The 16,840-nt window shown below is 67.7% G+C and carries 17 protein-coding genes; 9 read left to right on the top strand and 8 right to left on the bottom strand.

Annotation, left to right across the window (positions count from 1 at the left end):
• Nucleotides 1–52: 52 nt before the first annotated feature.
• Nucleotides 53–700, top strand: a complete 648-nt coding sequence (locus ACLJOO_RS00845; protein ID WP_130383832.1) for a sigma-70 family RNA polymerase sigma factor — start codon at nt 53–55, stop codon at nt 698–700.
• On the top strand, nt 697–975 hold the full coding sequence (gene rsrA / locus ACLJOO_RS00840; protein ID WP_131334337.1) for a mycothiol system anti-sigma-R factor: 279 nt from the start codon (nt 697–699) through the stop codon (nt 973–975). Before ACLJOO_RS00845 ends, rsrA begins: the two co-directional genes overlap by 4 nt.
• A gap of 12 nt (nt 976–987) precedes the next feature.
• Here the strand turns inward: rsrA and ACLJOO_RS00835 are convergent, their stop codons facing one another.
• Both ACLJOO_RS00835 and ACLJOO_RS00830 read right to left on the bottom strand, forming a co-directional pair.
• Nucleotides 988–3,465, bottom strand: a complete 2,478-nt coding sequence (locus ACLJOO_RS00835) for a helix-turn-helix domain-containing protein (protein ID WP_410784808.1) — start codon at nt 3,463–3,465, stop codon at nt 988–990.
• Nucleotides 3,466–3,744: 279 nt separating this feature from the next.
• The gene (locus ACLJOO_RS00830) at nt 3,745–3,819 is read right to left on the bottom strand and encodes a 50S ribosomal protein bL37 (protein ID WP_369759046.1); all 75 of its coding nucleotides are present in this window, start codon (nt 3,817–3,819) and stop codon (nt 3,745–3,747) included.
• Nucleotides 3,820–4,155: 336 nt separating this feature from the next.
• On the opposite strand from ACLJOO_RS00830, the gene ACLJOO_RS00825 reads away from it, so the two are divergent.
• Together ACLJOO_RS00825 and ACLJOO_RS00820 are read left to right on the top strand one after the other, a co-directional pair.
• A complete protein-coding gene (locus ACLJOO_RS00825; RefSeq protein ID WP_410784807.1) occupies nt 4,156–5,439 on the top strand; it encodes an HD-GYP domain-containing protein in 1,284 nt (427 codons plus the stop codon).
• Complete coding sequence (locus ACLJOO_RS00820) at nt 5,436–6,719, top strand: HD-GYP domain-containing protein (RefSeq protein WP_410784806.1); 1,284 nt, start codon at nt 5,436–5,438, stop codon at nt 6,717–6,719. Before ACLJOO_RS00825 ends, ACLJOO_RS00820 begins: the two co-directional genes overlap by 4 nt.
• Here the strand turns inward: ACLJOO_RS00820 and ACLJOO_RS00815 are convergent.
• The 3 genes from ACLJOO_RS00815 to ACLJOO_RS00805 all read right to left on the bottom strand — a co-directional run bounded on the left by ACLJOO_RS00815 (nt 6,681) and on the right by ACLJOO_RS00805 (nt 9,392).
• The gene (locus ACLJOO_RS00815) at nt 6,681–7,328 is read right to left on the bottom strand and encodes a DUF5317 domain-containing protein (RefSeq protein WP_410784805.1); all 648 of its coding nucleotides are present in this window, start codon (nt 7,326–7,328) and stop codon (nt 6,681–6,683) included. The genes ACLJOO_RS00820 and ACLJOO_RS00815 overlap by 39 nt on opposite strands.
• Before the next feature lie 118 nt (nt 7,329–7,446).
• On the bottom strand, nt 7,447–9,102 hold the full coding sequence (gene mctP / locus ACLJOO_RS00810; protein WP_410784804.1) for a monocarboxylate uptake permease MctP: 1,656 nt from the start codon (nt 9,100–9,102) through the stop codon (nt 7,447–7,449).
• Nucleotides 9,099–9,392 (bottom strand): DUF3311 domain-containing protein, encoded by a 294-nt coding sequence (locus ACLJOO_RS00805; RefSeq protein WP_410784803.1) that lies wholly within the window; start codon nt 9,390–9,392, stop codon nt 9,099–9,101. The genes mctP and ACLJOO_RS00805 overlap by 4 nt, the downstream gene beginning before the upstream one ends.
• Before the next feature lie 81 nt (nt 9,393–9,473).
• Here ACLJOO_RS00805 and ACLJOO_RS00800 point away from each other — a divergent pair, with 81 nt between their 5' ends.
• A complete protein-coding gene (locus tag ACLJOO_RS00800) occupies nt 9,474–10,442 on the top strand; it encodes an endonuclease/exonuclease/phosphatase family protein (protein WP_410784802.1) in 969 nt (322 codons plus the stop codon).
• Here the strand turns inward: ACLJOO_RS00800 and ACLJOO_RS00795 are convergent.
• Nucleotides 10,439–11,344 (bottom strand): DUF2785 domain-containing protein, encoded by a 906-nt coding sequence (locus ACLJOO_RS00795; RefSeq protein WP_410784801.1) that lies wholly within the window; start codon nt 11,342–11,344, stop codon nt 10,439–10,441. The two genes, ACLJOO_RS00800 and ACLJOO_RS00795, sit on opposite strands and share 4 nt — an antisense overlap.
• A 104-nt stretch (nt 11,345–11,448) precedes the next feature.
• Between ACLJOO_RS00795 and ACLJOO_RS00790 the strand changes: the two genes are divergently transcribed.
• From ACLJOO_RS00790 to ACLJOO_RS00780, 3 genes are all read left to right on the top strand, one after another.
• Nucleotides 11,449–12,927 (top strand): sensor histidine kinase, encoded by a 1,479-nt coding sequence (locus tag ACLJOO_RS00790; RefSeq protein WP_410784800.1) that lies wholly within the window; start codon nt 11,449–11,451, stop codon nt 12,925–12,927.
• Between the two features lie 131 nt (nt 12,928–13,058).
• Nucleotides 13,059–13,886 (top strand): SAM-dependent methyltransferase, encoded by an 828-nt coding sequence (locus ACLJOO_RS00785; protein ID WP_410784799.1) that lies wholly within the window; start codon nt 13,059–13,061, stop codon nt 13,884–13,886.
• Between the two features lie 73 nt (nt 13,887–13,959).
• On the top strand, nt 13,960–14,892 hold the full coding sequence (locus ACLJOO_RS00780) for a helix-turn-helix domain-containing protein (RefSeq protein WP_410784798.1): 933 nt from the start codon (nt 13,960–13,962) through the stop codon (nt 14,890–14,892).
• 69 nt (nt 14,893–14,961) lie between these two features.
• Here ACLJOO_RS00780 and ACLJOO_RS00775 read toward each other — a convergent pair whose 3' ends face one another.
• The gene (locus tag ACLJOO_RS00775) at nt 14,962–15,213 is read right to left on the bottom strand and encodes a WhiB family transcriptional regulator (protein WP_130383822.1); all 252 of its coding nucleotides are present in this window, start codon (nt 15,211–15,213) and stop codon (nt 14,962–14,964) included.
• 464 nt (nt 15,214–15,677) lie between these two features.
• On the opposite strand from ACLJOO_RS00775, the gene ACLJOO_RS00770 reads away from it, so the two are divergent.
• Complete coding sequence (locus ACLJOO_RS00770; RefSeq protein ID WP_134007287.1) at nt 15,678–16,013, top strand: hypothetical protein; 336 nt, start codon at nt 15,678–15,680, stop codon at nt 16,011–16,013.
• An 18-nt stretch (nt 16,014–16,031) separates the two neighbouring features.
• On the opposite strand, the gene ACLJOO_RS00765 is transcribed toward ACLJOO_RS00770, so the two are convergent.
• Entirely contained in the window at nt 16,032–16,820 is a 789-nt protein-coding gene (locus ACLJOO_RS00765) for an RNA polymerase sigma factor SigF (protein WP_410784797.1), read from the bottom strand.
• Between the last annotated feature and the right edge of the window lie 20 nt (nt 16,821–16,840).

The following is a 16,840-nucleotide window of genomic DNA, read 5'->3' as shown; positions in this document are numbered from 1 at the left end:
GAGAGAGGCTCCGGCGCGGACACCTGGGAAGACCCCGGTATTCTCGATCACGATGCCGACTCCCACCACGACCGAGACACCCGAGCAGCGGACCGCGCGGTTCGAGCGCGAAGCGCTGCCTTTCCTGGACCAGATGTACGCCGCGGCGATGCGGATGACCCGTAATCCGTCGGACGCCGAGGACCTGGTGCAGGACACCTTTGCGAAGGCGTACAGCTCGTTCCACCAGTTCACGCCGGGCACCAACCTGAAGGCGTGGCTGTACCGGATCCTGACCAACACGTTCATCAACGGATACCGGAAGCGGCAGCGTCAGCCGACCCAGTCGCCGACCGAGGAGATCGAGGACTGGCAGCTCACCGCCGCCGAGTCGCACACTCCCGGCGGGCTGAAGTCGGCCGAGGCGGTCGCCCTCGAGCACCTGCCCGACTCCGACATCAAGTCGGCACTGCAGGCCATCCCGGAGGACTTCCGGCTGGCCGTGTACCTGGCCGATGTCGAGGGCTTTGCCTACAAGGAAATCGCCGAGATCATGGGCACACCGGTCGGCACCGTGATGTCACGGCTGCACCGCGGCCGGCGCCAGTTGCGTGAACTGCTCGGCGACTACGCCCGGGACCGCGGGCTGATCCCGGCGGACGACAGCACGGACGCGGCCGCGTCGAGCACCGACGAAGCTGCGGAGAAGGAGGAGTCGTGAGCTGCGGCGAGCACCACGACGTCGACTGCGGAGAGATCCTGCAACGGGTCTACGTCTTCATCGACAACGAACTCGAGGACGCCAGTACCGACGAGATCCGCCAGCACCTCGAAGAGTGCGCTCCGTGCCTCGACGAGTACGACCTGGAGCGCTGCGTCAAGAAACTGGTCCACCGCTCGTGCGGTTCCGACCACGCCCCGGACGCCCTCCGGCAGAAAATCCTGCTCCGCCTCACCCAAATCCAAATCGAAACCACCATCACCACCACCGACTGATTTGGCCCGCGGTCAGATCGAGTAGCTCTTGAGCTGATAGCTGTGGATTTCCCCGCGACGGAGTTTTTCGAGTAGTTCGCGGGCATCCGTGAGGTAGACCTCGGGAGCATTCCGGAGCAGCGCAATTGCGGTGTTCAACTGATCGGTGGCGGTAGCACGATCGCCACGGACCGCATTGATACGCGCCAGTTCGATGTACAACCGTCCCTCGCGCAGGACATCGCGAGCGGTGCGCGCGGCGCGTAGACCGGACTCGACGTGCCCGACGGCGGTGCCGAAGTCGCCCTGGACGGCATAGATGACAGCGAGGAGATGGTGGCTCTCGCCCTGGAGAGTCGAATCGCCGGCTCGCTCCACGACGTGCAGACCGTGCATCGCCATCCGTACGGCTTCCCGACTGCGTCCCACCTGCGCGTGCGCGAGGGCCGCATTCAGGTAGCGCTTGAATATGCTCCGCATGTCATTCGCCTGCTCCGCCAGTGCGATGCCCTTGGCAAATGCTTCGTCTGCCCGCGCGAAGTCGCCGGTGCGATCGTAGAGTGAGCCGACCGCCGTGAGAGCGACGCCTTCCAGCGTGGGGTCGGGGATCGTGCGGCTGTGGGCGAGAGCCAGTCGGCCAAAGGCCAACGCGTCGTCGAGCTGTCCTTCCAGGCCGAGCAAGTAGGCCAGGGACGAGCAGCATCGTGCCTGGCCGAAGAGATCGTCGATCTCGGAGAACATCTGCAGGGCGATCCGGATGCTGCGGACTGCGGCTGCGGTGGCACCGGTCTCCGCGTCCGGGATGGCGCTGTCGTGCTGCAGCCAGGCGGCTGTCGCGGGCCGCCCGTGCCGTTGCGCGATCGCGACCGCGCTGACAGCAAGCTCGCGCATCTCCTGCCAGCGGATGCGTGACTCGTGATAGCTGAAGAACGCGAGCGGCAACTCCGCAAGCAGTACGTCGTTCGCCAGGCTGGACTGTTGCGCCTGTCGGAAGCGGTCCATCATGTTTCGCTGCTCCGCGTCCAACCAGCCCAGGACCCTTTCCCTGCTGTGGAAGGTGGGGAGGAGCCCGCTGTCCTCGACCGTTGCCAGCGGCAGCCGTGGACTGGTCGGATGCGTGAACCGGTGGCAGATCCAGCCGGCCTCGGTGTACAACCGCAGAACCTGCGCGAGCGCCTTGTCGCGCCCGGCCGGGGTCAAGGTCTGGTCGGCGATCTCCCGGCCGTACGCGCGGATCAGGTCGTGGAACCGGTAGCGCGCAGGGGCGACTGACTCCAGCAGATTGAGGTCGACCAGGCGCTCGACGATCGCATCCGCCCGGCGCAGCGGAACATCGAGGAGCGCGGCGGCGACGGCTGTCGTCACGTCGGCGCCGTCCGGGACGGTCAGCATCGGCAGCGCACCGGCTGCCTGGCGGTCGAGGTCGCGGTCGCTCGTCTCGAGGAAGCGCACCGAACTCGCGATGCTGGCGCGGACGCCGGTCTCGTCGGAGCCGAGGCTGTCGAGCCGGCGCTCCTCGTCCTGCAACAGGTCGACGAAGTGCTGGATCGGCCAGCTCGGCCGGGTCACGAGCCGGCCGCCGACGAGCCGGATCGCCAGCGGCAGCCGACCGGCGTACGCGGCGAGGACTTTGGTTGCCTCCGGCTCGGATGCGACCCGGTCCTGGCCGATGACACCGGCCAGGAGGTCGACGGATTCGGACTCCGACAACGCGTCGAGGAGAATCTGGCGCGCGCCGGGCAGATTCGCCAACGAGCCTCGGCTCGTGATGATCGCTCCTGATCCCGCGCTGCCTGGCAGCAGTGGCAGGATCTGGGCGATGTCAGCAGCGTTGTCGAGCAGCAGGAGAACACGCCGGCCGGCGAGTTTGGAGCGCAACAGCGCAGCTGCTTCCTCCACGTCGTCAGGGACCGAGCGAGTGTCCGAACCCAGCGAGCGCAACAGATGACGCTGAGCATCGGAGATGGTCATCGGCGCCCCCGGGCCGTATCCGCGGAGATTCAGATACAGGTGTCCGTCCGGGTAGCTGCCGGCCAGCTTGTGTGCGGCGTGGACGGCCAAGGTCGTCTTGCCGATCCCGCCCATCCCGGTGACCGTGACCAGTCCGACGGCTGCGGCGCCGCTCCCGGCCGGGTCGCGCAGAATCGACATGATCGCGTCGACCTGTGCGCTTCGGCCGGTGAAGTCAGGAGCGGCCGGCGGTAGTTGCCACGGCGTCGGAGCCGGCTCGGCGGCAGGATGCGGATGCTTCGGGGCTGCCGCCTTGTGCGACGTGCCCTTGCCGCGGGCAACGGTGAGGAACCGGCCGGCTTCAGCGGGTGTGAGGGCGAGGGCCGCGGTGAGGGAGCGGACGGTGTCGATTCGCGGCCGGCTGCGCGTGCCGCGTTCGAGGACGCTGATGGCTTGTTCGCTGAGGCCCGCCTTCTCTGCGAGGGCAGCCTGGGTGAGGCCTGCGCGGGTACGGAAGGTACGGAGGAGCTCGCTCAGCGTTGGCATCGCCGGCTCACTCATCGCCCCGCCCTCCTCGGATCCAGGCCCGATATCGGTCAGTACCGGAAACTTCCGGGCCTAACTCTAGAGGGGTCCGCCGACGGCCGTCGGCCGTTGTCCACAGCCTCGGCGGTGCCGATCGCCGAATGCCCAACGAGCGTTTGAAAGATAGCATTCAGTATGCGCTCGGGGACTCTCCGAATACGAGACCTCTGTATAACTGGTCTGCTGTAAAGCTGTGACCAAATCGCAAAGACCCCGGATTTCCCCGGGGTCCTCGCTGTCCGTAGTCGCCTTGGGTCAGGCGTTCGGGCGCTTACCGTGGTTCGCGCCCTTCTTCTTGCGTGCACGGCGCTTCCGGCCGGTCTTTCCCATTTCTAAGCCTCCCTGAAACAACTGCAAAGAGTCACAGTCTCTCATACCACGGCAGATACTTCGAAGTCAGCGGCGGGTCACGGTCTGGCTTACAGTGTTTCGGCGCAGCCGGGATGAGCAAAATTCAGAAGAGTCAGCGATGCGCTGTCTGGCCCCCCTGGGCTCGCGGAAAACCGCGAGCCCAAGACTACGCCGCTGATCGGAGGTGACTTAAGATGTTTGACGATTGGGACTGGTGACCGACCGCGAAGGCACTACATGACGCCGGCCTTACACCGAACTGGGCTCCACCTGTTGGTCGCGGTCGTTGCTGCTTCGGCCTTGGCTGTCTTCGTCATGTCCGCCCTCACCTTGTCGAACTACCTCACTGTTCTCGCGCTGTGTCTGCTGGTCCTGGCCGGCAGCGCGCTGCGCTCTCCCCACGGCCCGACGCAGGGCGCCTCGCTCGGTTCGATCGTGCTGATGGCGGTGTACGTCATTGCCGGACCCGCGACTGCTGTCGTGGTTGCGGGTGTCGGGTCTCTCGTGCAGGGCAAACAAGTTCCGCTGATCAAACGTGTCTTCAACAGCGGCCAACGCATTCTGACCGCGGCCGGCGGCGCCGTCGTGTTCGTCGCCGTCCACGGACCGGTCGGTGCTTCCGCGTTGACCGAGGAACCGCGAGCCATTCTCGCGGTGACCTTGACGGGGATCGCCCATCGGTGTGTGAACGCGGTCCTGACGGCGGCTGTGCTGTGGCTCGAGCGCGGCCGCGCGGTGGTGGGCGCGTTCTTCCGCGAGGTCGTGCTGGCGACCGCTCTGCCGATGCTGGGCTACGGCTACCTGGGTCTGGTCATGGCGTTCGTGTGGCTGGGCGGCCTCGGGCTGGTCGCCGGCCTGATCACGCTCGTCCCGCTGGTCGTCGCCCGCTGGGCGCTCTCGCAGGACGCCGCCGAGCGCGCGGCTCAGGCTGCGACGATGCGCGCGTTCATCCAGGTGATCGAGACGAAGGACCTCTACACCCGCGGTCACTCCGAGCGGGTCAGTGAGGGCGTCGGCATGCTCGGCCGGCACCTGCAGTTGCCGGCCGATCGGCAGCAGGCGCTGGAGCATGCCGGTCTGCTGCACGATGTCGGCAAGGTCGGCGTACCGACCAGCATCATTCGCAAACCCGGTCGCCTGGACGACTCCGAGATGGACGCGATCCGGCTGCACCCGGCGCGCGGGGTCGAGCTGATCGGCAACATCCCGTTCCTGGAGGAAGTGAAGTCCGCGGTCCTCCATCACCACGAGAAGTACGACGGAACCGGGTACCCGGCCGGTCTGAGCGGCACCAATATTCCGTACTTCGCCCGGATGATCGGGATCGTCGACGCGTTCGACTCCCTGACCTCGACCCGGTCGTACCGGCCTGCGCGCAGCGTCGAGGAAACGGTGGCGATCCTGCTGCAGGACCGCTACACACACTTCGATCCGGAGCTCGTGGACGCGTTCGTCGCCGTCATCCGGCGCGACGGCTGGAAGCCAGCGGCTGCCGTACAGCCGGCCCCGAACGCGGAGCTCGAAACGTCGATCGACCACGACGACCTGAGCCTCGGCAGTGGCGGCGGCGCCAGCGGAACGGCGGCCGGCCCGGCATGAGCGTGTCCAGTGAGGCCGAGGGCCTCGAGTTCCGTAGGTCCGGCAGCGGCGTTGTGATCGTGCTCGCCGGCGCCGTGCTGGGGGTCGCGGGTCTGGCCATGACTACCCACCGCGGGGTCACCGGCTGGCCGTTCGCGCTCACCTTCGGGGTCTTGATCGCGGTCGGCGAGATGGTCCAGTTCCGGGTCGACCGGACCCGCAACCGGGCGCCGATCGCCACCAGCGCCGCCTTGGGCTACTGCCTGCTGCGGGGCCCGGAGGTTGCGGTGCCGCCGGAGGTCGCGCAGATCGTCGCGGTCGTCGCGGTGGCCACTGCGATCGGTCTGCTGCCGCGGATCATCGCGGGCCTGTGGTGGGATGCGGTCGTGTCGTGCCGGCGCCTGCTGTCGGTCGGTGCGGCGGCGGTGGTGTTCGCCGCGATCGTGCCGACCGACCTGTCCTGGAACGGTTCGGTGTCGCACGCGTTGCCGCTGGGCGGCGCGATGCTGCTCGCGGTCTCGTCCGCCGCCGGGCTCGATGCCGTCGTCGGGGCGGGTCAGGCGACCGAGCGGTACAGCAAGCCGTTCCCGGCGGCGTTGCGGGACGAGTTGGGGGTGACGGCCCGGATCGGGATGGCGATGGCGATCAGCGGCATCCTGCTCGCGGCCGGGACCTCGATCGCCGGCCTCTGGGCGCCGCCGCTCGTCATCGTGCCGCTGTTGCTGACGCAGTTCGCGTTCCGGAGGTACTCGTCGGCGCAGCGGACGTATCGGGCGACGGTGCGGTCGATGGCTCGGAGTACGGAGATCGCCGGGTTCAGCAGCCCGGGGCAGAATGCGCGGACGGCGGCGTTGGCGGTGGCTATCGGCAACGATCTCGGGCTGACGCCGGCGCGGATGGAGGCGTTGGAGTACGCCGCTCTGCTGTCGGGCGTCGGCCAGTTGGCGTTGGCGGATCCCAGTCCTGGTGGGGCGTCGCTGCTCCGGACGCGGGCGGAGCGGCAGCGGGCGGCGGAGATCGGGGCGGCGGTGATCGAGCGGTCCGGCGTACTGGATCACGTCGCGGAGATCGTCCGGCACTCCAACGATCCGTACCGGCACGGGCGGGCGAACAACTCGGCCATTCCGGTGGAGAGCGGGATCGTGAACGTTGCCCTGGCCTACGAACAGCTCGTCGGCGAGGGGTCGGGACAGTCGCCGGACAAGGCGATGGAGTCGATCGGGCTGGGGATCGGCGCGGAGTACGACCCGGTCGTGGTCGAGTCACTCCGCCGGATCGTCGGCCGAGGCTTCAGGTTCTGAGAGTTCCCGGCTCGCTTTCGGGGACAGGTGGAGCAGAGCCGATGTTCCGGCGCACGGCTCCAGTTCGTCCCACACCGGTGCGGTCGTGGCCGGCACCCGCCCAGAGCCGCCCATCAAGGCGTACAGCAGCAGACCGGCGCCGGCGGCAATCAGTACGTCGCCTGGGCTGATCGCCTGTCCCAGACCGGGAAGCGCCACCGGTACGACGTCACCGAGCCAGGGCAGCCGCGTCCCGGCGCCGGAGATCTCGTGCCGTGGATCGGTCACGACCGCACCGCTCACGCCGGCGCGGGCCAACGCGTTCAGCGACACCGGCATGGCGCCGTTCAGCGCGACGACGAGGGCGTTGCTGAAGAACCCCAGCGCCAGCAGGCCGACGCCCGCATGCCGCAGATTCATCCGCAGGAAGACCGCGATGCAGACCGCCGACCCGATCAGTCCGACCGGGTACGCCGTACCGCCGAAGAGAGACCCGAGGAGCTGCCCGATCGCCGCCGCGGCCAGCCAGTGCACGCCGGTCAGCGTGGTGCCGGCCAACCGGCCGAACCCTCCGCCGGTCGCGACCGCCGCCCCGGCAGCGAGCACCATGACGAGGAGGACCAGCAGCACGTGTGCGATTCTGCCCAATCAACGGCCCGAAACCGGGCAAGCTGACCCCGCAGCGTGTCGACTTAACTGCAAAAGGTAACGGCGGCCCGGAACCCTCCGGGCCGCCGTCGCCAACACCTCAGGACTTGGCGGTCGCCGCCCCGCCCTCGTCGATGATCTCCGGCAGCTCCTGCACGCCCGGGTCGCCGCGGTCCGCGACGAAGTCGGTCGGGTGCGTGCTGTCCTTGCCGTCCGGCACCTTGATCGCCCGGAACAGGAACGTCAGCGCGATCACGACGACCAGGTTCAGCACGAACGCGGTCAGCGCGATGTAGGCCGGCGTACTTGTGCCCGGGATGTTCGCGATCGAACCGCCGAAGTGCTTCTTGGTCGCCGGGTTCACCACGTTGTACGCCGAGATCGTGCCGAACAGCATCGCCACCGCCCAGCCGGCCAGCAGCGCGTACCGGTGGAACCAGCGCGTGTACAGACCGACCACGATCGCCGGGAACGTCTGCAGGATCCAGATCCCGCCCAGCAGCTGCAGGTTCAGCGCGACCGTCTTGTCCATTCCGAGCACGAACACCAGCGCGCCGACCTTCACCAGCAGCGAGGCGAGCTTGGAGACCTTGGCCTCCTGCGCCGGCGTCGCGGACGGCTTGATGAAGTCGCGGTAGATGTTGCGGGTGAACAGGTTGGCCGCCGCGATCGACATGATGGCCGCCGGCACCAGCGCGCCGACCGCGATCGCCGCGAACGCGATCCCCGCGAACCAGGACGGGAACTCCTGGTCGAACAGCCGCGGGATCGCCAGTTGCGGGTTCGCGAGGCCGTCCAGGCCCTTCACGTTGACGTTCGCCTTGATCGCCATGAAGCCGAGCAGGGCGAGCAGACCCAGCAGCAGTGAGTACGCCGGGAGCAGCGTCGCGTTCCGCCGTACGACGTTCCGCGTCTTGGTCGACAGCACCGCCGTGACCGAGTGCGGGTACATGAACAGCGCCATCGCGGATCCCAGCGCCAGCGTCCAGTACGACACGTAGCCGGACTCGCCCGGGATGAAGGCCCCGGTCGGCTTGCCGGTCGCCGGGTTCGGCTTGGCGAGCTTCTCCTGCGCCGCACCGAAGATCGAATCCCAGCCGCCGAGCACGTGCGGCAGGTAGAAGATCGCGACCAGGATCACCAGGTAGATCAGGATGTCCTTGACGAACGCGATCATCGCCGGCGCGCGCAGACCGGAGGAGTATGTGTACGCCGCCAGCACCGCGAACGCGATCAGCAACGGCAGGTCCTTGGCGAGCGTGTTGTTGCCGCCCAGACCCATCGTCTCGAACACCGCCTGCATACCCACGAGCTGCAGGGCGATGTACGGCATCGTGGCCAGGATGCCCGTCACGGCCACCGCCAGTGACAGCGCCTTACTGCCGTAGCGGCCGCCGACGAAGTCAGCCGGTGTCACGTACCCGTGCCGGTGCGAGACCGACCACAGCCGCGCCATGAAGATGAACACGATCGGGTAGGCAACGATCGTGTACGGCACCGCGAAGAAGCCGCTGATCGCACCGGTCGCGTACATGGCCGCGGGGACCGCGATGAAGGTGTACGCCGTGTACAGGTCGCCGCCCAGCAGGAACCAGGTGATGAACGTGCCGAACCCGCGACCGCCCAGACCCCACTCGTCGAGGTTGTCCAGACGGCCTGTGTTCCGCCAGCGGGACGCCATGAAGCCCATCGCCGTGACCCCGGCGAAGATCACGACGACGATGGTCAGCTGCACCCAGTCGACCGTGGTGTTCACTGGCCACCCTCCTTCGCGTCACCGGCAGCGGCGTCGGGGGCGTCAGGGTCACCAAGTCCCTGCGCTGCCCGCCGCCTGCGCTCCTCAGTGCGGAGCAGCTTGTAACTGATGCTGACCAGGATCGCGGAGAGGAAGACCCACATCAGCTGATACCAGTAGAAGAACGGGAAACCCCACAGGTGCGGGTCCACCTTGGCGTACGTCGGCACCAGCAGCGGTACGACGACAGCCACCACCAGAAGCACACCGGAGATCCAGTACGCGGGTTTGACCGCGGACAATCGGGACACTGCAAACCTCCTCGGGACACAGGCGCAACGCAGCACGCTACCGTTCGATCACAGCAGGTACTAGTGGCTACAGGTTGGTGCATGGATAACGAAAAGGCATGGTTCGTACGGCGCGTCGTGCTGTCCGTGCTGTTCCTCGTCGTCGTTGCCGTGCCGCTGTATCCGGAGCTGTTCGGACTGGACGAGGTGACCCCGTTCGCGCAGCTCGCCGCGTTCCGTCCGCAGGGTCTGGTCGTCGTTCTGGCGCTGGCCCTGGTGATGCTGGTACGCCGGGGTTGGCGGATCGCCGCGGCGCTGATCGCCGTACTGGCGCTGGTCGGTGCAGCGCTGACCGCATCGCGGCAGTTCTCCCACGCACGGCCCGCGCCGGCCGGGGCCCGGGTACTGACGATCATGGTCGCCAACGTGCTGGGTGGTGGCGCCCGCGCCGCGGACGTCGCGCAGGTGATCCGGGATCGCAAACCCGACCTGGTTTCGTTGCCGGAGGCACAGGTCGACGTCCGTGAGGAGATCCGGGCGCAGCTGCAGGACCAGCAGTACAAGGGTTTCACGGCCCAGCCGAGCGGGGCGCCGGAGAGCGCCACGAGTGTGCTCGTGTCCGCGTCACTCGGCGACGTCGCGTTCGCGTCCGAGGCCGGCACGAGCTTCGGCAACATCGTCGTGACGGGCGGCAACCTCGGCGCGATCCGGCTGGTCGCGTACCACGGCTTCCCGCCGCTGCCAGACTCGGTCACCACCTGGAAGACCGACCTGCAGGCGGTACGGCGATGGTGCGCGCAGGATCCGCCGACGGTTGTCGCGGGCGACTTCAACGCGACCCTCGACCACGCGGACTTCCGGCAGGCGCTGGGCGGTTACTGCCGCAGCGTGGGCCCGGCCGTGGGCGGTGGGCTGAACGGCACCTGGCCCGCGGATCAGCCGGCCGTGCTGCGGACGCAGATCGACCACGTGGTGGTGTCGCGGCGGTTCGAGCCCGGCCAGTTCACGACGTACCCGATCGAGGGGACCGACCATAGGGCGATCGTGGCAACGGCCGCCGTACTGCCTTAGGAAGAACTGGTCGCCGGCCGGTAGATGTACGGCTGTGAGGACTGGACCGCTTCGGTCAGCATCAGCAGCAGGTCGGCGCGTGCCTCGATCGGGCGGCCGAAGAGGTCGTCGTCGCCCGGGATCGGGAAGCCCTTCACACCGATCGCGAGCTGGCTGAGCAGGACGTGCAGGACGCCGCGGGCGTTGAACACGTTCGGTGTGGGCCACTCCGGCAGGGTCTCGTGCATCAACGGCTGCTGGGCCGCGGTCGCCGCGATCGGCTTCAGCCAGCGCTCGAGCTCGTCACTGGTCAGCATGTTCCGGTGCAGGATGGTCATCACCGCGTGCGCGACCCGGTCGTGCTCCTCGTGCACCCACCGGTACGGCGTGTCCTTGACGATCCGGTCCGCGAGGACGTCGAGCAGCGCCCGCAGGACACCCGCGTCGCAGTGCCTGGACCTCGCCAGCGCGCCGATCGCGTCGGCGCCGTGGGCAACGGCATGCGCCCAGCCGCAGTCCGCGACATACCCGCGCAGGTCGCGCTCCCGCAGCAGCCAGGTCGCCAGCCGATCGCCCCAGCGCATCACCACCTCGTCGTGCACCAGGAACTCGGCGTTGTCGCGGTGGATCACCTCCGCCAGCGTCAGCGCCGTGAACGAGCGCCGGAAGACCGTGTCGGTGCCGTCCTCACCGAGGCCGTAGTTCAGCCCGGCGCAGAGGCCGTCCCCGAACCCCGGAAGCAGGTCGTCGTACACCCCGCGCTCCAGCCAGGTGGCGAGCGTCGGGTAGGCCAGGGCGTCACGGACCTGCGGGTTGGTGCTCGCCAGGCCGCGCACGAGCTCCTCGGTGAGTTCGGTCAGCGTACGGTCGTGCGGCACCGCGTAGTCCGCGGCCATCACGTCCTGCCAGTACGTCGACTCCACCCGAGCATCCTTTCATCTGTGCCTGATCAATCAACACCTACACCCGCCCTCTTGTCGAGCGGACCACCCGGTGGGCTGGTATAAGCGCTCGGTAGCATCGGGTCGTGCCGTCTTTGAGCGATGTGGCGCGCAACCACACCACGTTGGACCAGGCCGACCTGGACCGCCTGCAGCTGCTCGTCTCGGACTGGCAGATGCTGGCCGATCTCTCGTTCGCCGACCTGGTGCTCTGGCTGCCGGACACCGAAGGGCTGGGGTTCTGGGCCGGGGCGCAAATGCGCCCGACGACCGGGCCCACGGCGTACCTGGACGACATCGTCGGCAGCTTCATCCCGCGCGGCCGCCGGCACCTGCTCGACCAGGCGTACGACGGCGGCCGGATCTGCCGCGAGGGCGACCCGGAATGGCGCGACGACGTACCCGTCCGGGTCGAGACGATCCCGGTCCGCCGGGGCTCCCGGGTGATCGCGGTGATCGCGCGGAACACCAACCTGCTCGGCGTCCGCACCCCGTCCCGCCTCGAGATCGCGTACCTGCAGAGCGCGACGGACCTGGCCCGGATGATCACCGACGGCATCTTCCCGTACGGCGGGGAACGGCTGCTGTCCACGACGCCAAGGGTCGGTGACGGCTGCATCCGGGTCGATCGGCACGGGATGGTGACGTTCGCGAGCCCGAACGCGTTGTCGGCGTACCGCCGGATGGGTCTCGTCACCGATCTGGTCGGTTCGCGGCTGAAGGACGTGACCGCGGACCTGCTGCAGTCCGGGCACAAGGTCGACGACGTCCTGGCGTCGGTGGTCACCGGGCGCGCGGCCAAGGAGATCGAGATCGAGAACTCCGACGCCACGCTCTTCCTGCGCGCGATCCCGCTGCGGGCCGACGGGCAGCACGTGGGGGCGCTGATCCTGCTCCGGGACGTGACGGAGCTGCGCAGCAGGGAACGGGAGCTGGTCACCAAGGAGGCGACCATCCGGGAGATTCATCATCGCGTCAAGAACAACTTGCAGACGGTCGCCGCGTTACTCCGGATGCAGGCCCGGAGGATCACCGTCCCGGAAGGACAGGTCGCGCTGGCCGAGGCGGTCCGGCGGGTCGGGTCGATCGCGATCGTCCACGAGACGCTGTCGGAGTCGTTCGACGAGCACGTGGACTTCGACGACGTGGCGGACCGGGTCGGCGCGATGGTCGCGGACGTGTCGACGGTGGCGACCGCGGTGGAGACGCGGCGGAGCGGATCGTTCGGCGTACTGGACTCGGAGATCGCGACACCGCTGGCGATGGTGCTGACCGAGCTGATGCAGAACTCGGTGGAGCACGCGTTCGGAGCCCGGGACGGGGGAGCGGCGAGCGGGACGATCGAGCTCACCGCCGAACGCTCGGTCGGCCGGCTGCACATCGACGTGATCGACGACGGTTCCGGACTGCCGGCGAACTTCGACTCCGAACTGTCCGGGAATCTCGGCCTGTCCATCGTCCGCACCCTCGTCATCGGGGAGCTGGACGGAACCCTCGTCTTCGGCAACCGCCACGACGGCCGCCCCGGCGCTCAGGTCACCCTGGACATCCCGGTCAAAGACTGATCCAGCTGACGAATCAGTCACTGCGGAGAGCGATCGATTGATTGTCGCCGACTTGCTACACAGTGTGTCCACACGGCCGCGCCTACCCCTACGATGACCTTCAAGACTCCCCGATCAAGAAGGCTTTGCCGATGGCGACCTCAGACGAGCCGGATGCCATTCCGAGCTTCGACACTTCCCAACCGACCATCGCTCGCGTCTACGACGCTCTGCTCGGCGGCAAGGACAATTTCGCCGCCGACCGCGAAGGGGCGGCGATGTACCTGAAGTACGTGCCGGATGCCGGCCGATGCGCGACCGAGAACCGTGAGGCCCTGGTGAAGGGCGTCCACTATCTCGCCCGCTCCGCGGGGATCGACCAGTTCCTCGATATCGGCAGCGGTCTGCCGACGCAGAAGAACACCCACGAGGCGGCGCAGGAGGTCACTCCGGGCGCCAGGGTGGTGTATGTCGACATCGACCCGATCGTGCTGGCGCACGGCCAGGCCCTGCTGGCCACCAATGCCAGCACCATCGTGGTCACCGCCGACCTTCGTGACCCGCAGGCGATCCTCGACAACGAGGAGATCAGGCAGCACCTGGACTTCAGCCGTCCGATCGCGCTGATGATCGTCGGCATCCACATGCACTTCCACGACGACGAGAAGCCGGACGAGTGGGTCCGCACCCTGATGGACGCGCTCGCCCCCGGCAGTTATCTGTTCATCACCGACTTCGTCGACACCGGTGAGCCGCTGCAGACGAACATGGAGCGCGCCGGTCTGGAGAGCCTCGGCAACGGCTGGATCCGGACCCCGGAGCGGATCGAGCAGCACTTCCTCGGACTGCCGCTGGTACCTCCGGGCCTGGATTTCCTCGCCCGCTGGTTCCCGGAGGAACCCGACGCGGACGTTCCGGACGCGGCGGAGTTGCAGCCGTGGCAGCGGATCCTGATGGCTGGGATCGCCAAGAAGGAGTGACTGTCCTGCCGGGCCGTGCGCGCGCGCACCGATGCAGCGTTCCGCGCGTGCACGGCGTTGGAGGGAGGCGGGCGTGACCGAGTCGGGCGCGCAGAGCGGGCCGACCGCGCTGCGCATCATCCTCGGCGCGCATCTACGCCGGATGCGGGAGGCCGCAGGTTTCAGCCGGTCGGACGCAGGCTGGGAGATCCGCTCCTCGGAGTCCAAGGTCAGCCGGATGGAGCTCGGCCGCGTCGGCTTCAAGGAACGTGACGTCGACGACCTCCTCTCGTTCTACGGCCTGGACGACGCCGAGGAACGGGCGCGATTGCTCGCCCTCGCTCGCGAGGCGAACAACCCCGGCTGGTGGCACCGGTACGGCGACGTCCTGCCGAGCTGGTTCCACTCGTACCTGGATCTCGAGGCCGCTGCCTTCATGATCCGTACCTACGAGCTGCAGTTCGTCCCGGGGCTGCTGCAGACGGAGGAGTACATCCGCGCCACCGTCCAGCTCGGTCGTGGCGTGATTCCCGCCGACGAGGTCGACCGACGGGTCGCGCTACGAGTCCGCCGGCAGAGCGTCCTGACCCGCCCGGAGCCGGTGCGACTCTGGGCCGTGGTCGACGAGTCGGCGCTTCGCCGGCCGATCGGTGGAGAGAAGGCGCTGGTGCTGCAGATCGAGCACCTGATCGCCATGACCGAGCTGCCCAATGTCACGCTTCAGGTGCTGCCGTTCACGGTCAGCTGCAACTCCGGGTCCGCCGGCGCGTACAGCATCCTTCGTTTCGCGGAGCAGGATCTGCCGGACATCGTGTACATCGAGCACCTCACCAGCGCGCTCTACCTGGACAAGATCGAGGATCTCGATCAGTACACAGAGACCATGGAAGCGCTCTGCATCGCGGCGCCACGGCCGAACAAGACCCGTGACTTCCTCTCCGGCATCCTCAAAACCATGGGCGCCTCGCCGCGCTCCTTCGCCGTCCCCGCGGCCGAGTCGCAGGTGTCGTCGACCCCGGCCCACTGAACGACCGGCAGCGGCGGGAAACACAAAGGCCCCGCGGTACTTTCCGCGGGGCCCCGAAAGAGGACTTGCTCAGGCGGTGCGGATGCGCTGGCGGGCGTTGCGGCGCTTCAGAGCGCGACGTTCGTCCTCGCTCAGACCGCCCCAGACACCGTGGTCCTGGCCGGCTTCGAGAGCCCACGCCAGGCACTGCTCACGCACGTCGCAGCGTCGGCACACCTGCTTGGCCTCTTCGATCTGCATGATCGCCGGCCCGGTGTTGCCGATGGGGAAGAACAGTTCCGGGTCCTCGTCGAGGCATACGGCCCGGTGGCGCCAATCCATGGCGGATCCCATCTCTCTCAGTAGTTGACGTATGCTGACGGGTAGGTCTGTGCCCAATCAGCGGTGCTGTACTCGTCGGTTCGTGAGGCACGGGGGGTTGGTGCCGCGTCTGTTGTGAACGCTTTCACGAACGAGTCCATGTTCCCAATCTTGGGGGATCGAAACAAGGGTTATGCAGTTGTCGATCCGATCACAACGCTTCCTTAACACTCCGAACTGGAGCGCGGCGGTTCTCTCCATCCGGTTATCGGACAGAGCGGCCCTTTCGCAATCACCCGTTCACTGCAAGTAACCGTTGCAACCTTCTTTTGGTTACGCACAACCTCAAATCCCTGTAGGGCCCAGGTCTCGCGAACCGCCTCGGGAACGGGCACTAAGCTGGCGAAGTGCCGACCGACTCCCCAGTTGCCGCCGTCCCGAGACCGCTCAAAGTAGCCGCGGCAGTGGTCGCTGTGGAAGGGCTTGTGCTCATCGTTCTCGGAATTGCCGAAGCCTTGACGATTCACAGCTCCCGGCTGGTGCTCGGGCTGACCACGACCGCCTTCTTCATCCTGTACGGCGCCGGGCTCGGTTTCGTCGCCGTCCGCGGCCTGTGGAAGGCCCGCCGCTGGAGCCGGGGGCCGACAGTGTTCACGCAGCTGATCCAGCTCCTGATCGCCTACAGCGTCTGGAACGGGGGCGCCCGGACGATCGCCGTCGTCCTCGCCGTACTCGCCGTCGTGATCCTGGTCTGCGTGTTCCAGAAGGCTTCCACCGAGGCCCTGATCGGTGGTGGCTCCAACGATCACCCGGTGCTCTAAGGCTCGTTATCCCTTGGGCTACTCCTTGAGCAGGCCGGCCCGGAGTTCGGTCAGCGTCCGGGCGAGCAGCCGGGAGACGTGCATCTGTGAGATCCCGATCTCCTCGGCGATCTGGGACTGCGTCATCCCGCGGAAGAACCGCAGCGTCAGGATCCGCTTCTCCCGGGTGTCGAGCTGGGCCAGGAGCGGTTTCAGCGACTCCCGGTACTCCACGCTCTCCAGCGCCTCGTCCTCGCCGCCGAGGCCGTCCAGGACCGTGGTCGCATCCGTCTCGTTCTGATCGGGAGCGTCCAAAGACAACGTGTTGTAAGCGTTCGCGGACTCCAGGCCCTCGATCACCAGGTCCGGTGACAGCCCGAGCCGGTCCGACAGCTCGGCCACCGTCGGCGCCCTGCCGAGTTCCTGCGTCAGCTCCGCGGTCGCCGCGGTCAGCGACAACCGCAGCTCCTGCAGGCGCCGCGGCACCCGGATCGCCCATCCCTTGTCCCGGAAGTACCGCTTGATCTCGCCGAGGATCGTCGGCGTCGCGTACGTCGAGAACTCGACACCACGGTCCGAGTCGAACCGGTCGATCGCCTTGATCAACCCGATCGTGGCGACCTGCACGAGATCGTCGTACGGCTCGCCCCGGTTGCGGAACCGGCGCGCCAGGTGCTCCACCAATGGCATGTGCAGCGCGACCAGGCCCTCGCGCGCCCCGGCGTACCCCGGATCTGCCGGACCGGCCGCCATCTGCCGGAAGAACGCGGCCGTCCGGGTACGAAGATCTGGGGACTCCTGTGTTTCCGGGCCGCGCTCGTCAGTCACGCCTCCGCCTCGCTGGCGCT

This window comes from Kribbella sp. C-35 (genome assembly GCF_046549195.1).
Classification (GTDB): domain Bacteria; phylum Actinomycetota; class Actinomycetes; order Propionibacteriales; family Kribbellaceae; genus Kribbella.
Note: the sequence above shows the minus strand (reverse complement) of the source record. Positions and strands in the feature narration are given on the sequence as shown.